Here is a 16,021-nt window from a genome sequence, read left to right as displayed (position 1 = left end):
CGTATTCACATGATCGACACCGATGTCGACATGCATCCGGATACTGTGCAAGAGATTGCGCCGCGAACCGTGCGCTGTGATTTGTCATCATGAAAGGCTCCTATGAACGTCTCGAAGACGGCGTCCTCCACCGCTGGACTCAGCCTCGCGGCCGCTCTCGTCCTCCCGGCGGCTCCTGCCATCGCGGCCCCGGCCGCAGACAGCGACATCCGCATCTCCGAAATCGCCTACACCTTCTCGACCGACTTCATCGAAGTCGCCGCCGACCCCGGCACCGACATCTCCGGGTGGACCTTCGGTTCGGTGACACGCGGCGGCAGCGTCCAGGCGCAGGAGAACACCGTCACCGTGCCCGAGGACACGACGGTCGGCGATTCCGGTGCCGTCGCGATCGACGTGTCGATCACGAACTCCGTCAAGGCCGGTTCGGCCGCCGACGGCGAGTACGGCTCGAGCGCCTTCGTCATCGACGATGACGGCGAGCTGGTCGACTTCCAGCAGATCGGCGGCGTCGTCGACGGCAAGGGCGTCACCGGCACGAAGAACACCTTCACCCCCGCACCCGTCATCGGCCAGGAGGCCGAACCGACCGGCGCGACTGCCGCAGGCGGCCAGTCGATCCAGCTCACCGGCGACGCATGGAAGTCGGCAGCCCCCACCCCGAACGCCCTGCCCGACAGCAGCGACGACGGCGACGACGATGGCGACGACGGCGAAACTCCCGATGGCGTCACGCCGATCGCCGACATCCAGGGCACGGGCGACGCCAGCCCCATCCAAGGCAAGACCGTGACCACCCGCGGTGTCCTCACCGCCGCCTACCCCGAGGGCGGGCTGAACGGCTATTACATCCAGACTCCGGGCACCGGCGGAGCTGACCGTGCCGACGGCGCAGCGTCCGACGGCATCTTCGTCTACTCCCCCGACACCGTCGCCGATACCAACATCGACGACCACGTCGAGGTCACCGGCACCGTATCCGAACACTACGGTCAGTCCCAGATCTCCGTATCCGCGTCCGGTCTCAAAACGGTCGACGAACCGGCCGAGGCGGTCAAACCCGTCGAAGACGCCTTTCCTGCAGGAGATGAGAAGCGCGAATCGCTCGAAGGCATGCTCCTGCAGCCGAGCGAATCGCTGACCGTGGCCGACAATTACAACACGAACACCTACGGTGAGGTCGTCCTCGCCACCGGTGAGGGCACGCTTGACCAGCCCACCGACGTCCACCGCCCCGGCACCCCCGAGGCAAAGGCTCTGGAAGCCGAGAACCGCGACCGTGAGGTCGTCCTCGACGACGGCGCCACCGTGAACTTCCTCAAGGCCGACAAGGACATCCCCCTGCCCTACCTCAGCAAGAAGGACCCGGTCCGCGTCGGTGCGCAGGCGAGCTTCACCTCCCCCGTCGTGCTCGGCTTCGATCACGAGAAGTGGCGATTCCAGCCGACGACCCGTCTGACCGGGGACAACGCCGAGGCGGTCCAGCCGACCACTTTCACTGACACTCGCACCGAGGCCCCCGAGGCCGTCGGCGGGCAGGTCAGCCTCGCCAGCTTCAACGTCCTCAACTACTTCACCACCACCGGCGACCAGCTCTCCGGCTGCCAGTACTACGACGACCGCGCGGGCAACCACATCACCGTCCGCGGCGGCTGCGATGCCCGCGGTGCCGCAAACGCGGAGAGCCTCAAGCGTCAGGAGACGAAGATCGTCACCGCGATCAACAAGCTCGACGCTTCGGTGGTCTCGCTCATGGAGATCGAGAACTCTGCCGCGTTCGGCAAGGACCGCGACGATGCCCTGTCCACCCTGGTCAAGCGCCTCAACGAGGCGGCCGGGACTCAGAAATGGGACTTCGTCGACTCCCCTGCCGCCGTTCCAACCGATGAGGATGTCATCCGCACGGCATTGATCTACCAACCCGCCGAGGTGGCCCCGCAGAACGAATCCACGATCCTTGACGATCAGGATGCTTTCTCCAATGCCCGCGAACCCCTGTCCCAGGCGTTCGCACCGAAGGACGGCACCGGCGAGATCGAAAAGGACAAGACCTTCGTGACGATCTCCAACCACTTCAAGTCCAAGGGCTCCGGTTCAGGTCCGGGCAACGAGGACTCCGGCGACGGTCAGGGCGCGTCGAACGCCGACCGGGTGAAGCAGGCCGAAGCGCTCGTCGGGTTCGCCGGCGACCAACAGGAGGCAACGAACAGCGACCTGGTCTACCTCCTCGGCGATTTCAATTCCTACACTCAGGAGGACCCGATGCAGGTCTTCTATGAGGCCGGATACAAGGACATCGCGGCGGAGAAGACAGACGAATCCACGTATGTCTATGGCTCGCGCACCGGCAGCCTCGACCACGTCCTCGCTCTCGACGCCTCGGACGAAGCGCACGGTGCAGGCACGGATGCGACGGCCTTCGACTCCGTCACCGGGGCCGATGTCTGGAACATCAACTCGGTCGAGTCTCTGGCGCTTGAATACAGCCGCTTCAACTACAACGTCAGCGACCTCTTCGCTCCGGACCAGTTCCGAGCTTCCGACCATGATCCGGTCATCGTCGGCCTCTTCGACTCCTCAGATGAAGGCGGGGACGACGACACCGGAGCAGACGCTGCGGACAACGCGGATGCAGACGGCTCGAGCGACCACCCCGGCGGAAAGAACGCGGGCAAGAACGGCGGCAAGAACGGCAACCATTGGGGCAGCCGCGACGGTGATCACCCCGGAGGCAAGAACGCCGGTAAGAACGGTCGCCACAACGGTTGGTGACACTCAGTCGGTGACGGCCACCTGCCCTCGCATGAGCACTCGTGCCGTGCGGAAGAGGGAGGTGGCCGTCACTGTATCTCCGTCGAAGACGGCCCCAGCCGTGACGACACCCGATGGCGTCGCCAGCCGCACTTCCGGCCCGACGTCTGTGTCTTCGTCCCCGGTGTCGGATCCTGGCCGGGAGCGACGGATGATGCGGTTGATGATCGTGTCCGGGATCTGCGCGGCCGCCGCCAGGCACATGGCTCCGGTTCCGGGCACGGCTTTGTGCGTCTGCCCCATGGAGATCATTCGCACGGGCAGGTCGGCCTCCTCGGCGGACAGGGTCGTTCCGTCGAGCAGTGGGGTGGGATGTGGGGCGGTGACCACGGCGACCTTCGGCACGACGTCCGGTGCGTCCTCCGGTGACTCACACAGCCCCATCCGCACGGCGGCGTTGCGGCGCAGCTCCGCGATCATGCCCATCGCGTGCTCTTTCGCGTCGATCTCCTCCGGAGTTTCGGTGCCCTTGAGTCCGATCGCAGCACCCGGGACGATGACGACGGGCAGGGTGGCGTCGACGAGGCTGACCTCGAACATCGCCCCACCAGCAGTGATGGACTCGGCTGCCTTCCCCGTCGGCAGGAGTCCGGCGGTGCGGCTGCCGGCCGGATCGGGGTAGATGAGTTCGATCGGTGCGCCCGTTCCGCTGACTCCGGGCAGCACCAGATCGCCCGTACCGCCGGCCTGCCCATCGACGACGCCGAGGCCGACGTCGACGAGTTTCTGCGTGTTCGTATTGAACAGCCGGAAGACATGCCATCCGTCGGCTGCGGTGATCAGACCCTCTGACAGCGCGAAGGGCACGACCCCGGAGGACAGATTTCCGCAGTTGCCGGAGTAATCGACGCCGCCTCGGTGACGGAGACCTGACCGAACGTGTAGTCGAGGTCGACCCCATCCCTCGCCGAGGCGGCCACGACGACGATCTTCGACAGCGAGGAGATGCCCCCGCCCATTCCGTCGAGCTGACGGCCGAACGGATCGGGCGAACCCATCGCCGAGGTGAAGATCGAGTCCCACTCCGCCGTGTCCCCGTCCGCGTTGAGCGACGGCAGCGCGGATTCGCTGAAGAACAGTCCCTTGCTTGTGCCGCCGCGAACGAACGTGGCATCGATCCACCGAGTCATGCTTTCAGCGTAGCGACTTCGGCACGATCGCCATGGCTGCGAACCCGAGGACTGCCACGACGGCGAAGAGATAGAAGCCCCACGGATAGGCGATGCCCGCGGTGACGAGGGCGCCGGTGATGAACGGACCGACGATGGCACCGATCCGCCCGATGCCCGAAGCCATGCCCAGCGCGGTGCCGCGGGCCTGAGCCGGGTAGATGGCCGAGACGAAGGCGTAGACGAGCACCTGGGCGGAGAAGACGAAGACTCCGGTGATGAATACCGCGATGTTGAGCAGCACCTGGCTGGTCATCGGAATCGACAGTGCGGCGAGGAAGATGGCTGCGAGGACGAACCACATGAGCACGATCTTCTTCGTCCCGTGCTTGTCGGCCAGCCAGCCGGCCAGGACGAGCCCGACGACGGCGCCGATATTCATGACGAAGAGCATGACCAGAGAATCCGAGACCTCGTAGCCGGCGTCGGCCATGATCTTCGGCAGCCAGGTGTTGAGTCCGTAGACCAACAGGAGTCCCATGAAGCTCGCTGCCCACACGCCGATGGTCACCAGCGCCAGCTTGCCTGCGAAGAGCCCGGCCATTCCTGTCTTCACCTGGGAGTCGACGACTCCGGACGGATCGGCGGCGTCGGCGTCCTTCACCGAGGCAGCCGCGGGGTTGCGTTTGATCGCCTGCGCGATGAGGAACGCTTCGGATTCGGGCAGCTTCCAGATCAGGAGGGGCACCATGACGAGGCCGGTGATTCCGCCGGCGAGGAAGAGCAGGTGCCAGTTGTGGGAGTAGGCGACGGCGAGCAGGGAGATCGCGACGGCGCCGGCGTGGTAGCCGGTCATCGTCAGCGTCGTGGCCTTTCCGGTCTTGCCCGACTTGTTGTATTCGCTGATGTAGGCGAGCGCGCTGGGCATCACGGCGCCGAGGAACAGTCCGGCGATGAACCGGTAGATGGTGAACAGTGCGACGTTCGGGGCGAACGCGACGAGCAGGGTGAAGACGCTGAAGCCGATGACGCAGCCGATGATCGCCCACCGTCGTCCGATCCGGTCGACGACGGGGCCGACGGATACGGCGCCGAGGCCGACGCCCACGAGGCTGAGCGTGGCCACCATCGTGGCCGCCTCGGGGGTGAATCCGAGGGCCTCGGTGGCCAGCAGCTCGGGGATGACCGCGCCGAGGACGACGAGGTCGAAGCCCTCCAGGGCGACGGCCAGCCAGCACAGGACGGCCGGCCAGCGGCCCGCCGAGGCGGAACCGGTCGTGGATGCGGATGGGGTGGTTGCGGACATCGGTGTCTCCGGGGTGTTGTCGTGCAGGTCAGAACGGGTAGGGCGCGATGGATGAGCGCATCGTCACCCATTGGGTTTCGGTGAAGGCTTCGATGTTGGCCTCAGCCCCGCCGAAACGGGATCCGTTGCCGGAGTCCTTCATGCCACCGAAGGGGACGTTGGCCTCGTCGGAGACGGTCTGTTCGTTGATGTGGACCTTCCCGGTGTCGACGAGGTCGGCCAGGTCCATGGCCATACCCACATCGCCGAGGATGCCCAAGGAGAGACCGTATTCGCTGGCGTTGACCAGCTCAGCGGCTTCTTCGAGGGTGGAGAAGCGGGCCACCGGGGCGACGGGTCCGAAGATCTCCTGCGCCCAGGCGGGATTCGACGGACTGAGGTCGGTGAGCACCGTGGGCGGACGAAGGCGCCTTCGCCCGGTCCTCCGGCGACGAGCGTGGCACCGTCGGCGGTGGCTTTGTCGAGGATGTCGCGGACGTGGGTGCGCTGTTTCTCGTCGATGATCGGGCCGATCGCGACCTCCTCGGTGGCGGGATTGCCCACCGGCAGGCTGCGGGCGCGTTCGGCCAGCTGCTCGACGTAGTCGTCATAGATGGATTCGTGGACGAGGTGGCGACCGGTGGTCATGCAGATCTGGCCCTGGTGCATCCACGATCCGAAGGCCCCCGCCGAGGTAGCCGGACCGACCTCGGCTCCGGAAAGGACGACGAGCGCATTGTTTCCACCGAGTTCGAGGTGGCAGCGCTTGAGGAGGCGACCGGCGGCTTCGCCGACCTTGCGTCCGGCCGCCGTGGAGCCGGTGAACGAGATGACGGAGACCTCGGGTGCGGCGACGACGGCTTCACCGGCGTCGAGGCCGCCGGGCAGGACCTGGAGCAGTCCTTCGGGCAGTCCCGCCTCGGCGAAGACCTTCGCGATCGCCACTCCGGCGCACACGGCGGTGCGGGGGTCCGGCTTGAGCAGGACCGCGTTGCCCAGGGCGAGGGCCGGGGCAACGGAGCGCATGGCGAGGATGAGGGGGAAGTTGAACGGGGCGATGACGGAGACGACTCCGGCGGGCACTCGGCGGGCGAAGGACCACCGGGGTTCGTTCGAGGTGAGCACCTGTCCCTTGGGGTGGCTGGGCAGGGCGGAGGATTCGAAGCAGATGGCTTCGGCGGAAGAGATCTCGAGTGCGGCCTTCGGCGGGATGGAGCCGGCTTCGCGGATGATCCATCCGGCGAGCTCTTCGGCGTGTTCGGCCCACAGAGCACCGGCGCGGCGCAGCACTGCGGCCCGTTCGGCCGGAGTGGTCTTCGCCCATTCCTTCTGTGCAGCGGCGGCTCGCGTGGCGGCGGCGGTGACGTCGTCGGCGCTGGCGGCACCGAGGCGGCCGAGGGTCTCACCGGTGGCCGGTTCGATGACGTCGTAGGTCTCTCCGGAGCCGGCGGTCCAGGTGCCGGTGAAGATCTTCTCGTGCCAGTCGGTTCCCAGGAAATCAGTCATTATCTGTCCTCACTTCTTTGTCGGGGCGGGTCATGTCTGTGGTTCCGTGCAACGAGCCGATCTACGGGCACAGTCAACGAAGGACTGTGGTGCACCTCTCGTCAGAGTAGTGACCCGCACCACCCGAAGCCACAGCGCTCCCATTCATTGAGAATTTCGATGGAGAGCCGCTAGAATCCGAGGCATGGCGAACTCTCCTTCCGGCGACTCGATGATCGATCGGCTCGTGCGCGTGCTCGCGTCCTTCGACCCGGACCATCAGAGCCTGAGCACAGACGAAATCGCCGAACGTGCCGAACTGCCGAAGTCGACGGCCTACCGACTCATCGGTGAGATGATGCGTCACGATCTGCTCCAACGCGACCCCAACGGCCGCATCCGGATCGGAGTCGGAATGTGGGAGCTGTCGAACCGCGCCTCCGATGCCGTCGATCTGGCTTCGGTGGCCAGGCCGCACATGATGGGTGTGCACGAGTTCGTCGGTGAGAACACGCAGTTGGGCATCCTGCGGGAACGCGAGGTGCTCATCATCGAGCGCATGTCGGCGCCGAATGCGGTCATCCACCGGTCGAAGACCGCCGGGCGACTGCCGGCTCATGCGTCGTCCTGTGGACTCGTGCTCTTGGCTTATGCGCCCAAACATGTGCGTGAGGCGTATCTGCGGGGGCCGCTGTCTGCCATCACGGAGAAGACGACAACGGATCCTGCAACTCTGCGCAAGATGTTCACTTCCATCCGCTCTCACCATTTCGCGGAGCTGTCCGGCCATATCGATGAGGGCACGACAGGCATCACGGTTCCTGTCTTCGATGCCGGTGGGGCGGCGATCGCCGGGCTTGGCGTCGTCATCGATTCGGAGCACCGGAAAGGTGTGCCCGCGATCATGCGGGTCCTACGGACCGCCTCGGCGAGGATCACGCAGGATCTCACAGCCGATCATCGATTCGCCGACTGAGCCGGAACATGACATCGCGGCTCAGATCAGCACGCCGACGATCAGGCAGAGCACACCGAGCAGCGGCAGCGTGCCCTGTTTGAGCGCGGAGGCGAGCAGCTCACGGCTCGAGAGCGCGAGCACCAGCGCTGCGGCGACCATCGATCCGGCTCCGACGAAGACGAGGGTGAGACCGACCGCGGCACCGCCTGTGCCGAAGACGATGAGGCCGATGAACACGGCGAGTGCGAGGAAGAGGTTGTAGAAGCCCTGGTTGAAGGCCAGGGACTTCGTCGCCTCGGCTTCGGCTTCGGTGGTGCCGAACGTGGCGCGGGCGCGCGGACTCGTCCACGCGATGGATTCCAGGTAGAAGATGAAGACGTGCAGGGCGGCAGCGAGGCCGGCGAGGACGAGGCCTGCGATCGTCATGCGCGGGCCGCGAATCTGGCTCGTCGCTTCTCCGCCTCCTCTTCTCGGTTCTTCGGAGGCGCATTCGTCACCAGCGCATCGAGGAGGTGCTGGGTGGTGTGCGCGATCTCCTCGACAGCGGCGTCGAAGGCTTCGGCATTGGCCTGCGAGGGCTTCGTCGTGCCGGCGATCTTGCGCACGTACTGCAGGGCGGCGGCGTGGACTTCGTCGGAGGTGGCGGCGGGTTCGAAATTATGGAGTGTTCTGATGTTTCTGCACATGGCAAAACGGTACCTCTCGGCACTGACGCAGAACAGATGTTCCGCCGATACACTGAGGCCACAATGGAGATCGGGAGAGAGATGGCGCCAGCAGAGACAGCCCTGACAACGCAGCAGATCGAGAGCATCCGTCAGCTGCGGCTGGATTTCTCGCAGCTGATCATGCACCACCGCTTCGTCATCGACGAGGTGCTCACGAAGATCTCGATCCTGCGCGAGGAGTCCGTCCACACGCGCAGCTACAACCCGATCGAGCACATCTCCTCTCGCGTGAAGTCGCCGCGGAGCCTGCTGGAGAAGGTCCATCGTCGGGGCCTGCCGCTCGACACCGAGATCATCCGCCGCGAGATCACAGACATCGCGGGCATTCGCATCACCTGCAGCTTCATCGCCGACACCCACCACGTCCTCGAGCTGCTCACCGCGCAGAACGACGTCCGCCTCGTCGAGGTCAAGGACTACATCGCAGAGCCGAAGCCCAACGGCTACCGGAGCCTGCACGCGATCCTCGAGGTTCCGGTGTTCCTGCGCAGCGGGCCGACCCCAGTCATCTGCGAGGTGCAGATCCGCACGATCGCGATGGACTTCTGGGCGAGCCTCGAACACAAGATCCACTACAAGTTCGACGGCGACGTTCCCGATCGTCTCGTCGGCGAACTCACCGAGGCGGCCGACGCGGCCAGCGAACTCGACCGGAAGATGGAACGCCTCCACGCCGAGGTCAGAAGCGGTTCACCGGATGTCGATTCCGGCGAGGAGTTCGACGAGGAGGCCCTGCGGATCCTTTGGGACCTCAGTCGGCGGGAGGGCTAGACCTCTTGGGTCGGTACGTCCGGCCGAAGCTGCGGGCGTTCGCCGTATCGATCGTCTCGAGCTCCCAGTCGACCCGCCGTCCGCCGGGAACATCGAAGATCCGGGTGCCGTCGCCGAGGAAGACCGGGGCGACGTAGACCTGGAGTTCGTCGATGAGGTCGACCTCGAGCGCCTGCCGGGCGATATCGGCGCTGATGATCTGGATGTCGCGGTCACCGGCGATCTGCTGGGCCCTCTCGACCGCCTCGGTGATGGTGCAGTTCATCGCGGTCACCGAGGCGTCATCGGCCAGATCCTCGGGGTGGTGAGTGAGGATGATCTCCGTCCCCGACCATGCACCTCCGTAGGCCTCGGATGTCATCTCGTCGCGTTCATCGGCCTGCGCCTTGGCCGCGTCGTAGCCGCGGCGACCGGAGATGATGACGGCGACCTTGGAGGCCATGTCTTCGGTGGTGCCTTCGGCGTTGGGTTCGGACGCCGATAGCCACGACATATCGTGATCCGGCCCGGCGATGAACCCGTCGATCGAGGCGGTGAATCCCCATGCCACTTTTCCCATCGCTCCCCCTCGAGCTGCGGTGATCGGCGTAGTTATTTCGGTTTCTAAATCTCTATTGCGTTTATAGACCTTTATAGAGTTTATAAAGTTTATAGAGTTTATAGAACCACGCCGACGCGAATGGGTGAAGCTTTCCGAGTCGTCGACCATCCGTCCCAGCAAGTGACCGATCAGACGGAATTTCAGCACCGAGACCAGCGTTGCGCCTGGTGAGGGCCACATCAGCTGGGTCCCGAAGATTTTCGAGAAAGAAGGTCATCACCATGGCAGATTTCACGGACAAGGTCGCGCTCGTCACCGGCGGCGGATCGGGGCTCGGGAAGGCGATCTCCAAGGACCTCGCCTCCAAGGGCGCGAAGGTCGTCCTCACCGACATCAATCTCGAGGCAGCCGAGCGTGTCGCCCGCGAGATCGTCGAGGCCGGAGGCACCGCCTCGGCGATCCAGCAGGACACGTCCTCGAAGGAGGACTCGGAGAAGGTCGTCAAGTTCGCCGTCGACACCTACGGCGGACTCAACTTCGCCGTGAACAACGCGGGCATCGGCGGCAAGCAGGCTCCCGCCGGCGAGACGGACCTCGATTCCTGGGATCAGGTCATCGACGTCAACCTCAACGGCGTGCTCTACGGCATGCGTTTCCAGATCCCGGCCATGCTCAAGGCCGGCGCGAAGGACTCCGCCATCGTCAATATGGCCTCGATCCACGGAACCGTCGCCGCGATCAACAACGGCGCCTACACGGCTGCCAAGCACGGCGTCGTCGGCATCACGAAGAATGCCGCCGCCGAATACGGCGCCGAGGGTCTGCGCATCAACGCCGTTGGTCCCGGCTACATCACGACCCCGCTGCTGGAATCGAACCTCGACGCCGAGACGCTCGAGGGGCTCAAGGCCAAGCACCCCCTCGGCCGCTTGGGCACCGCCGACGAGGTCGCAAAGGTCGTATCGTTCCTGCTCTCCGACGATGCCTCGTTCGTCACCGGCGCCTATTACCTCATTGACGGCGGCTACACCGCGGTGTGATCGCTCTGTCGATGACGCACGAGCACTGTCACCGCCTCAGTGCTCGTGCCCGGCCCCGTCATGCCCGGCCGGCACCCCGACTTCTGCCTCCTGACCTCGCTCGATGACGACGAACTGGCCCATCATGCCCTCGTCCTCGTGCAGCAGCATGTGGCAGTGATACATGTACGGCATCGTCGGGTCGGCGTAGTCCTCGAATCGCATGAGCAGTCGGTAGTCGCGATTCGGTTCGAGGTAGATCGTGTCCTTCCTTCCGCTCATCTCCACCGGCGGCGTCACCCCGTCGACCGAGAGCACCTCGAACTGCACGTCATGGATATGGAAGCTGTGAGGGATCGGCTGCTTGCTGCGCACCTCCCACACTTCGGTGTCGCCGACGTAGGCCACCTCGTCGATGCGGTTCATGTCCATCCGCTCACCGTTGATCTCGCGTTCCTCGAGTTCGAACTTCCGGGTCTTGGCAGCCTCGGACTCATCCAAGGCATCCTTCTCGGCATGCTCCGACGGCGACCACGCGGGCTCGGGAGCAGGCTTCAGGGTCTCGGCCGCACGGAATTCGAGGACGTCGAAGGAATCGTGTCCGCCCATCGTCGCCGGCACCGCCACCCCGCCGAGGTCGACCTCGGCCGAGCGCAGCCGCACCGTCTCACCCGCGGTGAAGTCGACGACCACCTCGGCGCGCTCCCCCGGCGCCAATCTCAGCCGATCGACCTCGGCAGGTTCGTCAAGGAGTCCACCGTCACCGGCGATGAGATCCATCGACCGATCGGGGAATTCGAACGCGTACGTCCTCGCCGTCGATCCGTTGAGCAGGCGCAGCCGCACCTTCTCCGACGTCACCTCCTGCACCCCGCCGATCGTGCCGTTGACCATGACGGTGTCGCCGAGCATCCCCGGTTCGGCCCCGTCGTGCGACAGCTCGAGCTGCCCGTCGTCGAAGGACTTGTCCTGAACGATGAGTGGGAGATCGTCGACGCCGTACTCGTCCGGCAGATCCGCCTCGGTGCTGGCATCGTCATCGAGAACGACCATCCCGGCCAGCCCCTTGTACACGTGGTCTTCGGTCTTCCCATGAGGATGCGGGTGGTACCACAAGGTCGAGGCCTGCTGGTCGATCGTCCAGTGCGGCTTCCACGTCTGACCAGGGTCGATCGTCTGGTGCGGTCCGCCGTCCATCGTCGCCGGCAGATGCATCCCGTGCCAGTGCACGCTCGTCGGCTCGTCGAGGTCGTTCGCGACGTCGACGGCGATCTTCTCCCCGCGTTCGGCCCGCAGGGTGGGCCCGAGAAATGACCCGTTGAATCCCCAAGTCTCCGTCGGCCCGTCCTGACCGGCGAACTCCGTCGACCCTTTCTCAGCGGTGAGGTCGAAGGTGCGCACCCCGCCCTTGACCGTCGATTCCGCCAACGGCGGGATGGCCAGTTCGTTGTCGAACTCGGCCTCCGTCACCGAGGTGGTCGACACTCCGCAGGCAGCCAGCCCGACCGCGACGACCACCGCGACAGCGGCCCCGGCCGCAACCGAGACATGCCGGCCCCGTCTCATCGCTGCTCCCGCTTCCCGAGCATCGCCTGGATGCCGAAGGCTGCCAGTCCGGTGAGGGCGCCGATCCCGGCTCCCATTCCGAGGCTCGGGATGAGGGCCATGAAGTCCGCCGGCCCGCTGCTGATCAGCCCGGTCCCGGCGAGCAGTCCGCCGAAGGCGAGGGTGAGGAAGCCGTGCGCTGCACCGCAGAACGTCAGGGTGAGTACGGGCCGAGCGACGCGGGCGAAGCCGACGGTCCCGATCCAGATCGCTCCGGTGAGACCGAGCAGAGTGAGGGCGCGGACGGCACCGTCACCGAGGATAGGCCACAGCCCGGTCAGCGGCCACAGCAGTGCCAGAGAGGACAGACCGACGATGAGCGGCCAGGACAGGGGAAGTTTCGAATGTGTTGTCGTATGCATGTCCTCTACTCTTCGCGGCCGGATCTGCCACATCGGCACTGAGGCGTCAGTTCCTCCCGCCCCGAGGCGAGGCTCGAGTCGCCTGCAGGCGATTGCCCGATCGACGCCGAACGACTGCGGCGGACGCGTTTGCTCCGTAGTCTTGGACTATGGGTTCGGCAGATGTGAGTGAAACCGGCGAGGAGCGCGAGCGCCTCGAACCGTGGCTGACCGATGCCTCCCTGGCGGTTGCGGTGACGCTGGTGATCTCGCTGGTCATCGCCGCCGATGCCGAATCCTCACCGCTGCCCGGCGTCGCCTGGGCCATCGGCTTCGGTGCCCTGTTGCTCCTGCGTCGCCGTCTGCCGCTGACAGTTCTGGCCGTGACCGTGTTCGGGATCTTCGCCTATTACGCTCTGAATCTGCCGCCGATCGGTATGGTCTTACCCGCGGTCGGTGCCCTCTACTCCACAGCTGAGGTGCGGCGCACCTCATGGGCTGTGCTCGGTGCCGCGGTCCTGATCGCCGTGTCGACGTTCTACCGGTTCGATGACCTCGACCCGCGCGCCCAACTGACCGGGTACGGCTTCGTCACCGAACTTGCCCTGGCGGCCGCCGCCATCGCGCTGGGGTCCGTGGTCCGTTTGATCCGGGAAACCCGTTCGCAGTCGGCGCGCATCGCCGCCCTCACCACGGCCGAGGAGTCCCGAGCCGCCGAGGCGCGGATGCACTCCGAACGAGTGCGCATCGCCCGCGACCTCCACGACACGATCGGACACACCCTGTCCGTGGCTTCCCTGCACACCTCCGTGGCGGCCGAGGCCGTGGACCCGGACGACCGTGCGGCCGCACTCGAACGGGTGCGCGGTGCCACCTCGGAGGCTCTGCGGGAACTGCGTCGCACGGTCAAGGTCCTCCGTGAGGAGTCCGCGGGTGCGACCGACCCGGGACCCGCCTCGGCGCTGGGATTGGCCTCGATCTCCACCATCATCGAGGCGGCCCGAGCCGCCGGCCTCGACGTCACGGTCGACCTCGGTGTCGATCCGGCACGGCTGCCGCGGGCCGTCGACGCCGCGGCATTTCGGATCGTCCAGGAATCGGTGACGAACGTGCTCCGCCATTCCGGGGCGAGCGCAGCCAGCGTCTCCGCGCAGGTGCACGGCGACGAGCTCATCGTGCGCATCAACGATGACGGTCACGGCGGATCCGCGGACGCGGCCGCCGGTGCAGGGATCCGCGGGATGAGGGAACGGGCGGGACTGCTCGGGGGTCGCCTCGGTGCCGGGTCGAACGATGAAGGATTCGAAGTGATCGCGCATCTGCCGATCGACGTGGAGGAGAACGAATGACTGAGGCGATCCGCGTCGTCATCGTCGACGATCAGGAGCTGGTCCGGGCAGGTCTGCGGCCATTGGCCGAACGCGACGGAGATATTTCAGTCGTCGCCGAGGCGGCGGACGGGAGGTCAGGGCTGTCGCATGTGCGGGAGCTGCGCCCCGATGTCGTACTCATGGACATCCGGATGCCCGTCATGGACGGGATCGAGGCGACGCGGGCCATCGTCGCCGATGGTGCGCTGAACGGGGTCAGGGTGCTCATGCTCACCACCTTCGACGAGGACGAGAACGTCTTCGCCGCCATCCGCGCCGGTGCTGCAGGCTACCTGCTCAAGGACGTCTCTCCCGACGATCTGCGCGCTGCGATCCGCACGGTCGCCGCCGGTGATGCCCTGTTGTCTCCTTCGGTCACCGCCGCAGTCATGCGGGCCGTCGCCGAGGGGCATTCTCCCGATCCGGTCAGTCATGGGCTCGATGAGCTCACTGAGCGGGAGGTCGAGGTCCTCAGCGGAATCGGGCGTGGGCTGACCAATGACGAGATCGCTTCCGAACTCTTCCTCAGCCCTGCCACGGCTCGCACTTATGTCAGCCGTCTGCTCACTCGCCTCGACGCTCGGGACCGCGCGGCCCTCATCGTGCTCGCCTATGAGTCGGGGCTGGTTCGGCCCGGCGGTGCTTCACGCGGGTGACCGACGGCCGCTCCCATCGAACGTCCTCCGATCACCCAGTGCACACTCTGACTGCAGGATTAGCGTGGCAGGCACAGCCCAAAAGGTTTGGACCGTGGACGAAAACATCAGGTGATCGACCATGAGCACAACCCAGATCTATCAGTCTCCGCAGCCCCTGCAGGTGGTCCTCGGCAAAAGGGCGGCGCTGTTCCTCTTCCTCGGCGTCCTCGGCTTCCTCCTCATCAAGGTCGTCGGCCCGATCCTCCAGGCCGGACCCGAATATGTCATCGAGGCGATCGTCTCCGGGGTCCCGCTGCTCATCGCCGCCGGATGAGCCGTCACCGCGCTGACGCTGACGATCGTGCACCGGATCCGGCGTTCCTGATCAGCGAGAGTGCGCGACGATATTGAACACGTTGCCGTCAGGTGCGCGGACGAAGAACCGTCGCACTCCCCATTCCTCGTGGGTGAGCGGGTGGACGATCTCAATGCCCTGCTCCTGTGCTTCGGCGAAGGCGGCATCGACGTCCTCGACGAGCACCGAAGCCACAGGATTCGTCTGCCCGGTCTCATCCTCGGTGAGCACCTGTACGCTGGCGCCGGTCTCCGGTGAGGTGAAGCGTGCCACCCAGCCGAGGTTGAACTCCTCGCTGCTCAGCCCGAGGAAGCCCGCATAGAACTCCCGAGCGGCGTCGAGATCGTCGACTGCGATGTCCGGGATGACCCTGTTGACCTTCATGTCATCACCACTGATCGTGGTCGAAGACCTGGCAGAACACGCTGGTCATCTGATCGCTGAAGAGGACGAACTGCAGCTCGTCGATCGATTCCCAGCGCCCGCGGGACCGTCCGTCGACGATGACGCTGTGAGCCGCCTCGGCGACGTCTCTGGGCGACCAGCCGTAGACTCCGCCGCCGATGGCGGGGAACGCGATCGAGGAGGCTCCGACCTCCTCGGCGAGGTTGAGGCTCGACTCGAAACAGGACTCGAGGATCTCCGGGTCGGCCTCCCCCGCGTTCCGATTCGGTCCGACCGTGTGGATGACCCAGCGGGCAGGCAGATTCCCCGCCGAGGTGGCCACGGCCTGACCCGGCGGCAGACCGCGCACATGGGTGGTCTGCCTGACCTCGCGGCAGGCCTCGAGCAGCGCGGGACCGGCCGCGCGGTGGATGGCTCCGTCGACCCCGCCGCCGCCGAGCAGCGACGAATTCGCGGCGTTGACGATCGCGTCGACGGCCACCTCGGTGATATCGCCTTCGAGAACCGTGATCTTCATGTCTTGAGTCTAGACATCGGCACTGACATTGCACATCGGCCGGCACAGCTTTGCAGCTGCGCGCGATGTGGTTGGTGTCTCCT

The 16,021-nt window shown here is 65.7% G+C and carries 15 protein-coding genes and 2 pseudogenes; 7 read left to right on the top strand and 10 right to left on the bottom strand.

Going from position 1 to position 16,021, the window contains the following annotated elements; all coding sequences use genetic code 11:
- Positions 1 to 102 precede the first annotated feature (102 nt).
- Positions 103 to 2,772: an ExeM/NucH family extracellular endonuclease gene (locus tag AC2W7L_RS10630; protein ID WP_486004441.1), complete on the top strand. Its 2,670-nt coding sequence runs from the start codon at positions 103 to 105 to the stop codon at positions 2,770 to 2,772.
- Positions 2,773 to 2,775: 3 nt separating this feature from the next.
- Here AC2W7L_RS10630 and AC2W7L_RS10625 read toward each other — a convergent pair.
- The 3 genes and pseudogenes from AC2W7L_RS10625 to AC2W7L_RS10615 form a co-directional block, all read right to left on the bottom strand.
- Positions 2,776 to 3,941, bottom strand: a pseudogene (locus AC2W7L_RS10625) (PrpF domain-containing protein).
- A gap of 4 nt (positions 3,942 to 3,945) precedes the next feature.
- Entirely contained in the window at positions 3,946 to 5,226 is a 1,281-nt protein-coding gene (locus AC2W7L_RS10620) for an MFS transporter (RefSeq protein WP_486004440.1), read from the bottom strand.
- Positions 5,227 to 5,254: 28 nt separating this feature from the next.
- A pseudogene (locus AC2W7L_RS10615) lies at positions 5,255 to 6,711 on the bottom strand (benzaldehyde dehydrogenase).
- A 184-nt stretch (positions 6,712 to 6,895) separates the two neighbouring features.
- On the opposite strand from AC2W7L_RS10615, the gene AC2W7L_RS10610 reads away from it, so the two are divergent.
- Positions 6,896 to 7,666: an IclR family transcriptional regulator gene (locus tag AC2W7L_RS10610; RefSeq protein WP_486004439.1), complete on the top strand. Its 771-nt coding sequence runs from the start codon at positions 6,896 to 6,898 to the stop codon at positions 7,664 to 7,666.
- 21 nt (positions 7,667 to 7,687) lie between these two features.
- On the opposite strand, the gene AC2W7L_RS10605 is transcribed toward AC2W7L_RS10610, so the two are convergent.
- Positions 7,688 to 8,074 carry a DUF1304 domain-containing protein gene (locus AC2W7L_RS10605; protein WP_486004438.1) on the bottom strand — a complete coding sequence of 129 codons (387 nt, stop codon included), beginning with the start codon at positions 8,072 to 8,074 and terminating at the stop codon, positions 7,688 to 7,690.
- Positions 8,071 to 8,334, bottom strand: coding sequence for a DUF2277 domain-containing protein (locus tag AC2W7L_RS10600; RefSeq protein WP_039207958.1), 264 nt, complete (start codon positions 8,332 to 8,334; stop codon positions 8,071 to 8,073). Before AC2W7L_RS10600 ends, AC2W7L_RS10605 begins: the two co-directional genes overlap by 4 nt.
- A 63-nt stretch (positions 8,335 to 8,397) precedes the next feature.
- Here AC2W7L_RS10600 and AC2W7L_RS10595 point away from each other — a divergent pair, with 63 nt between their 5' ends.
- Entirely contained in the window at positions 8,398 to 9,147 is a 750-nt protein-coding gene (locus AC2W7L_RS10595) for a GTP pyrophosphokinase (protein WP_486004437.1), read from the top strand.
- Here AC2W7L_RS10595 and AC2W7L_RS10590 read toward each other — a convergent pair.
- Positions 9,128 to 9,706, bottom strand: a complete 579-nt coding sequence (locus AC2W7L_RS10590) for a dihydrofolate reductase family protein (RefSeq protein WP_486004436.1) — start codon at positions 9,704 to 9,706, stop codon at positions 9,128 to 9,130. The genes AC2W7L_RS10595 and AC2W7L_RS10590 overlap by 20 nt on opposite strands.
- A gap of 263 nt (positions 9,707 to 9,969) precedes the next feature.
- Here AC2W7L_RS10590 and AC2W7L_RS10585 point away from each other — a divergent pair, with 263 nt between their 5' ends.
- Complete coding sequence (locus tag AC2W7L_RS10585; protein ID WP_486004435.1) at positions 9,970 to 10,728, top strand: SDR family NAD(P)-dependent oxidoreductase; 759 nt, start codon at positions 9,970 to 9,972, stop codon at positions 10,726 to 10,728.
- A 36-nt stretch (positions 10,729 to 10,764) separates the two neighbouring features.
- Here the strand turns inward: AC2W7L_RS10585 and AC2W7L_RS10580 are convergent, their stop codons facing one another.
- Both AC2W7L_RS10580 and AC2W7L_RS10575 read right to left on the bottom strand, forming a co-directional pair.
- Positions 10,765 to 12,273 (bottom strand): multicopper oxidase family protein, encoded by a 1,509-nt coding sequence (locus AC2W7L_RS10580; protein WP_486004434.1) that lies wholly within the window; start codon positions 12,271 to 12,273, stop codon positions 10,765 to 10,767.
- A complete protein-coding gene (locus tag AC2W7L_RS10575; protein WP_486004433.1) occupies positions 12,270 to 12,674 on the bottom strand; it encodes a hypothetical protein in 405 nt (134 codons plus the stop codon). The genes AC2W7L_RS10580 and AC2W7L_RS10575 overlap by 4 nt, the downstream gene beginning before the upstream one ends.
- Before the next feature lie 149 nt (positions 12,675 to 12,823).
- Between AC2W7L_RS10575 and AC2W7L_RS10570 the strand changes: the two genes are divergently transcribed.
- The 3 genes from AC2W7L_RS10570 to AC2W7L_RS10560 all read left to right on the top strand — a co-directional run bounded on the left by AC2W7L_RS10570 (position 12,824) and on the right by AC2W7L_RS10560 (position 14,995).
- Positions 12,824 to 14,002 carry a histidine kinase gene (locus tag AC2W7L_RS10570; RefSeq protein WP_486004432.1) on the top strand — a complete coding sequence of 393 codons (1,179 nt, stop codon included), beginning with the start codon at positions 12,824 to 12,826 and terminating at the stop codon, positions 14,000 to 14,002.
- On the top strand, positions 13,999 to 14,679 hold the full coding sequence (locus AC2W7L_RS10565; protein ID WP_486004431.1) for a response regulator: 681 nt from the start codon (positions 13,999 to 14,001) through the stop codon (positions 14,677 to 14,679). Before AC2W7L_RS10570 ends, AC2W7L_RS10565 begins: the two co-directional genes overlap by 4 nt.
- A 121-nt stretch (positions 14,680 to 14,800) precedes the next feature.
- Positions 14,801 to 14,995: a hypothetical protein gene (locus AC2W7L_RS10560; protein ID WP_486004430.1), complete on the top strand. Its 195-nt coding sequence runs from the start codon at positions 14,801 to 14,803 to the stop codon at positions 14,993 to 14,995.
- Between the two features lie 51 nt (positions 14,996 to 15,046).
- On the opposite strand, the gene AC2W7L_RS10555 is transcribed toward AC2W7L_RS10560, so the two are convergent.
- Positions 15,047 to 15,400, bottom strand: coding sequence for a VOC family protein (locus AC2W7L_RS10555; RefSeq protein WP_486004429.1), 354 nt, complete (start codon positions 15,398 to 15,400; stop codon positions 15,047 to 15,049).
- A gap of 4 nt (positions 15,401 to 15,404) precedes the next feature.
- Positions 15,405 to 15,938: an O-acetyl-ADP-ribose deacetylase gene (locus AC2W7L_RS10550; protein WP_486004428.1), complete on the bottom strand. Its 534-nt coding sequence runs from the start codon at positions 15,936 to 15,938 to the stop codon at positions 15,405 to 15,407.
- Positions 15,939 to 16,021: the final 83 nt, after the last annotated feature.

The sequence above is a fragment of the Brevibacterium sp. LAARM3_SD1 genome, from assembly GCF_057364765.1.
This window is presented reverse-complemented; position numbering and strand designations above follow the sequence as displayed.

What these genes read in the sequence shown, in the direction of transcription:
- AC2W7L_RS10630 (WP_486004441.1), top strand. Translation starts at nt 103, where the DNA reads ATGAACGTCTCGAAGACGGCGTCCTCCACCGCTGGACTCAGCCTCGCG.
- AC2W7L_RS10620 (WP_486004440.1), bottom strand. Translation starts at nt 5,226, where the DNA reads ATGTCCGCAACCACCCCATCCGCATCCACGACCGGTTCCGCCTCGGCG.
- AC2W7L_RS10610 (WP_486004439.1), top strand. Translation starts at nt 6,896, where the DNA reads ATGGCGAACTCTCCTTCCGGCGACTCGATGATCGATCGGCTCGTGCGC.
- AC2W7L_RS10605 (WP_486004438.1), bottom strand. Translation starts at nt 8,074, where the DNA reads ATGACGATCGCAGGCCTCGTCCTCGCCGGCCTCGCTGCCGCCCTGCAC.
- AC2W7L_RS10600 (WP_039207958.1), bottom strand. Translation starts at nt 8,334, where the DNA reads ATGTGCAGAAACATCAGAACACTCCATAATTTCGAACCCGCCGCCACC.
- AC2W7L_RS10595 (WP_486004437.1), top strand. Translation starts at nt 8,398, where the DNA reads ATGGAGATCGGGAGAGAGATGGCGCCAGCAGAGACAGCCCTGACAACG.
- AC2W7L_RS10590 (WP_486004436.1), bottom strand. Translation starts at nt 9,706, where the DNA reads ATGGGAAAAGTGGCATGGGGATTCACCGCCTCGATCGACGGGTTCATC.
- AC2W7L_RS10585 (WP_486004435.1), top strand. Translation starts at nt 9,970, where the DNA reads ATGGCAGATTTCACGGACAAGGTCGCGCTCGTCACCGGCGGCGGATCG.
- AC2W7L_RS10580 (WP_486004434.1), bottom strand. Translation starts at nt 12,273, where the DNA reads ATGAGACGGGGCCGGCATGTCTCGGTTGCGGCCGGGGCCGCTGTCGCG.
- AC2W7L_RS10575 (WP_486004433.1), bottom strand. Translation starts at nt 12,674, where the DNA reads ATGCATACGACAACACATTCGAAACTTCCCCTGTCCTGGCCGCTCATC.
- AC2W7L_RS10570 (WP_486004432.1), top strand. Translation starts at nt 12,824, where the DNA reads ATGGGTTCGGCAGATGTGAGTGAAACCGGCGAGGAGCGCGAGCGCCTC.
- AC2W7L_RS10565 (WP_486004431.1), top strand. Translation starts at nt 13,999, where the DNA reads ATGACTGAGGCGATCCGCGTCGTCATCGTCGACGATCAGGAGCTGGTC.
- AC2W7L_RS10560 (WP_486004430.1), top strand. Translation starts at nt 14,801, where the DNA reads ATGAGCACAACCCAGATCTATCAGTCTCCGCAGCCCCTGCAGGTGGTC.
- AC2W7L_RS10555 (WP_486004429.1), bottom strand. Translation starts at nt 15,400, where the DNA reads ATGAAGGTCAACAGGGTCATCCCGGACATCGCAGTCGACGATCTCGAC.
- AC2W7L_RS10550 (WP_486004428.1), bottom strand. Translation starts at nt 15,938, where the DNA reads ATGAAGATCACGGTTCTCGAAGGCGATATCACCGAGGTGGCCGTCGAC.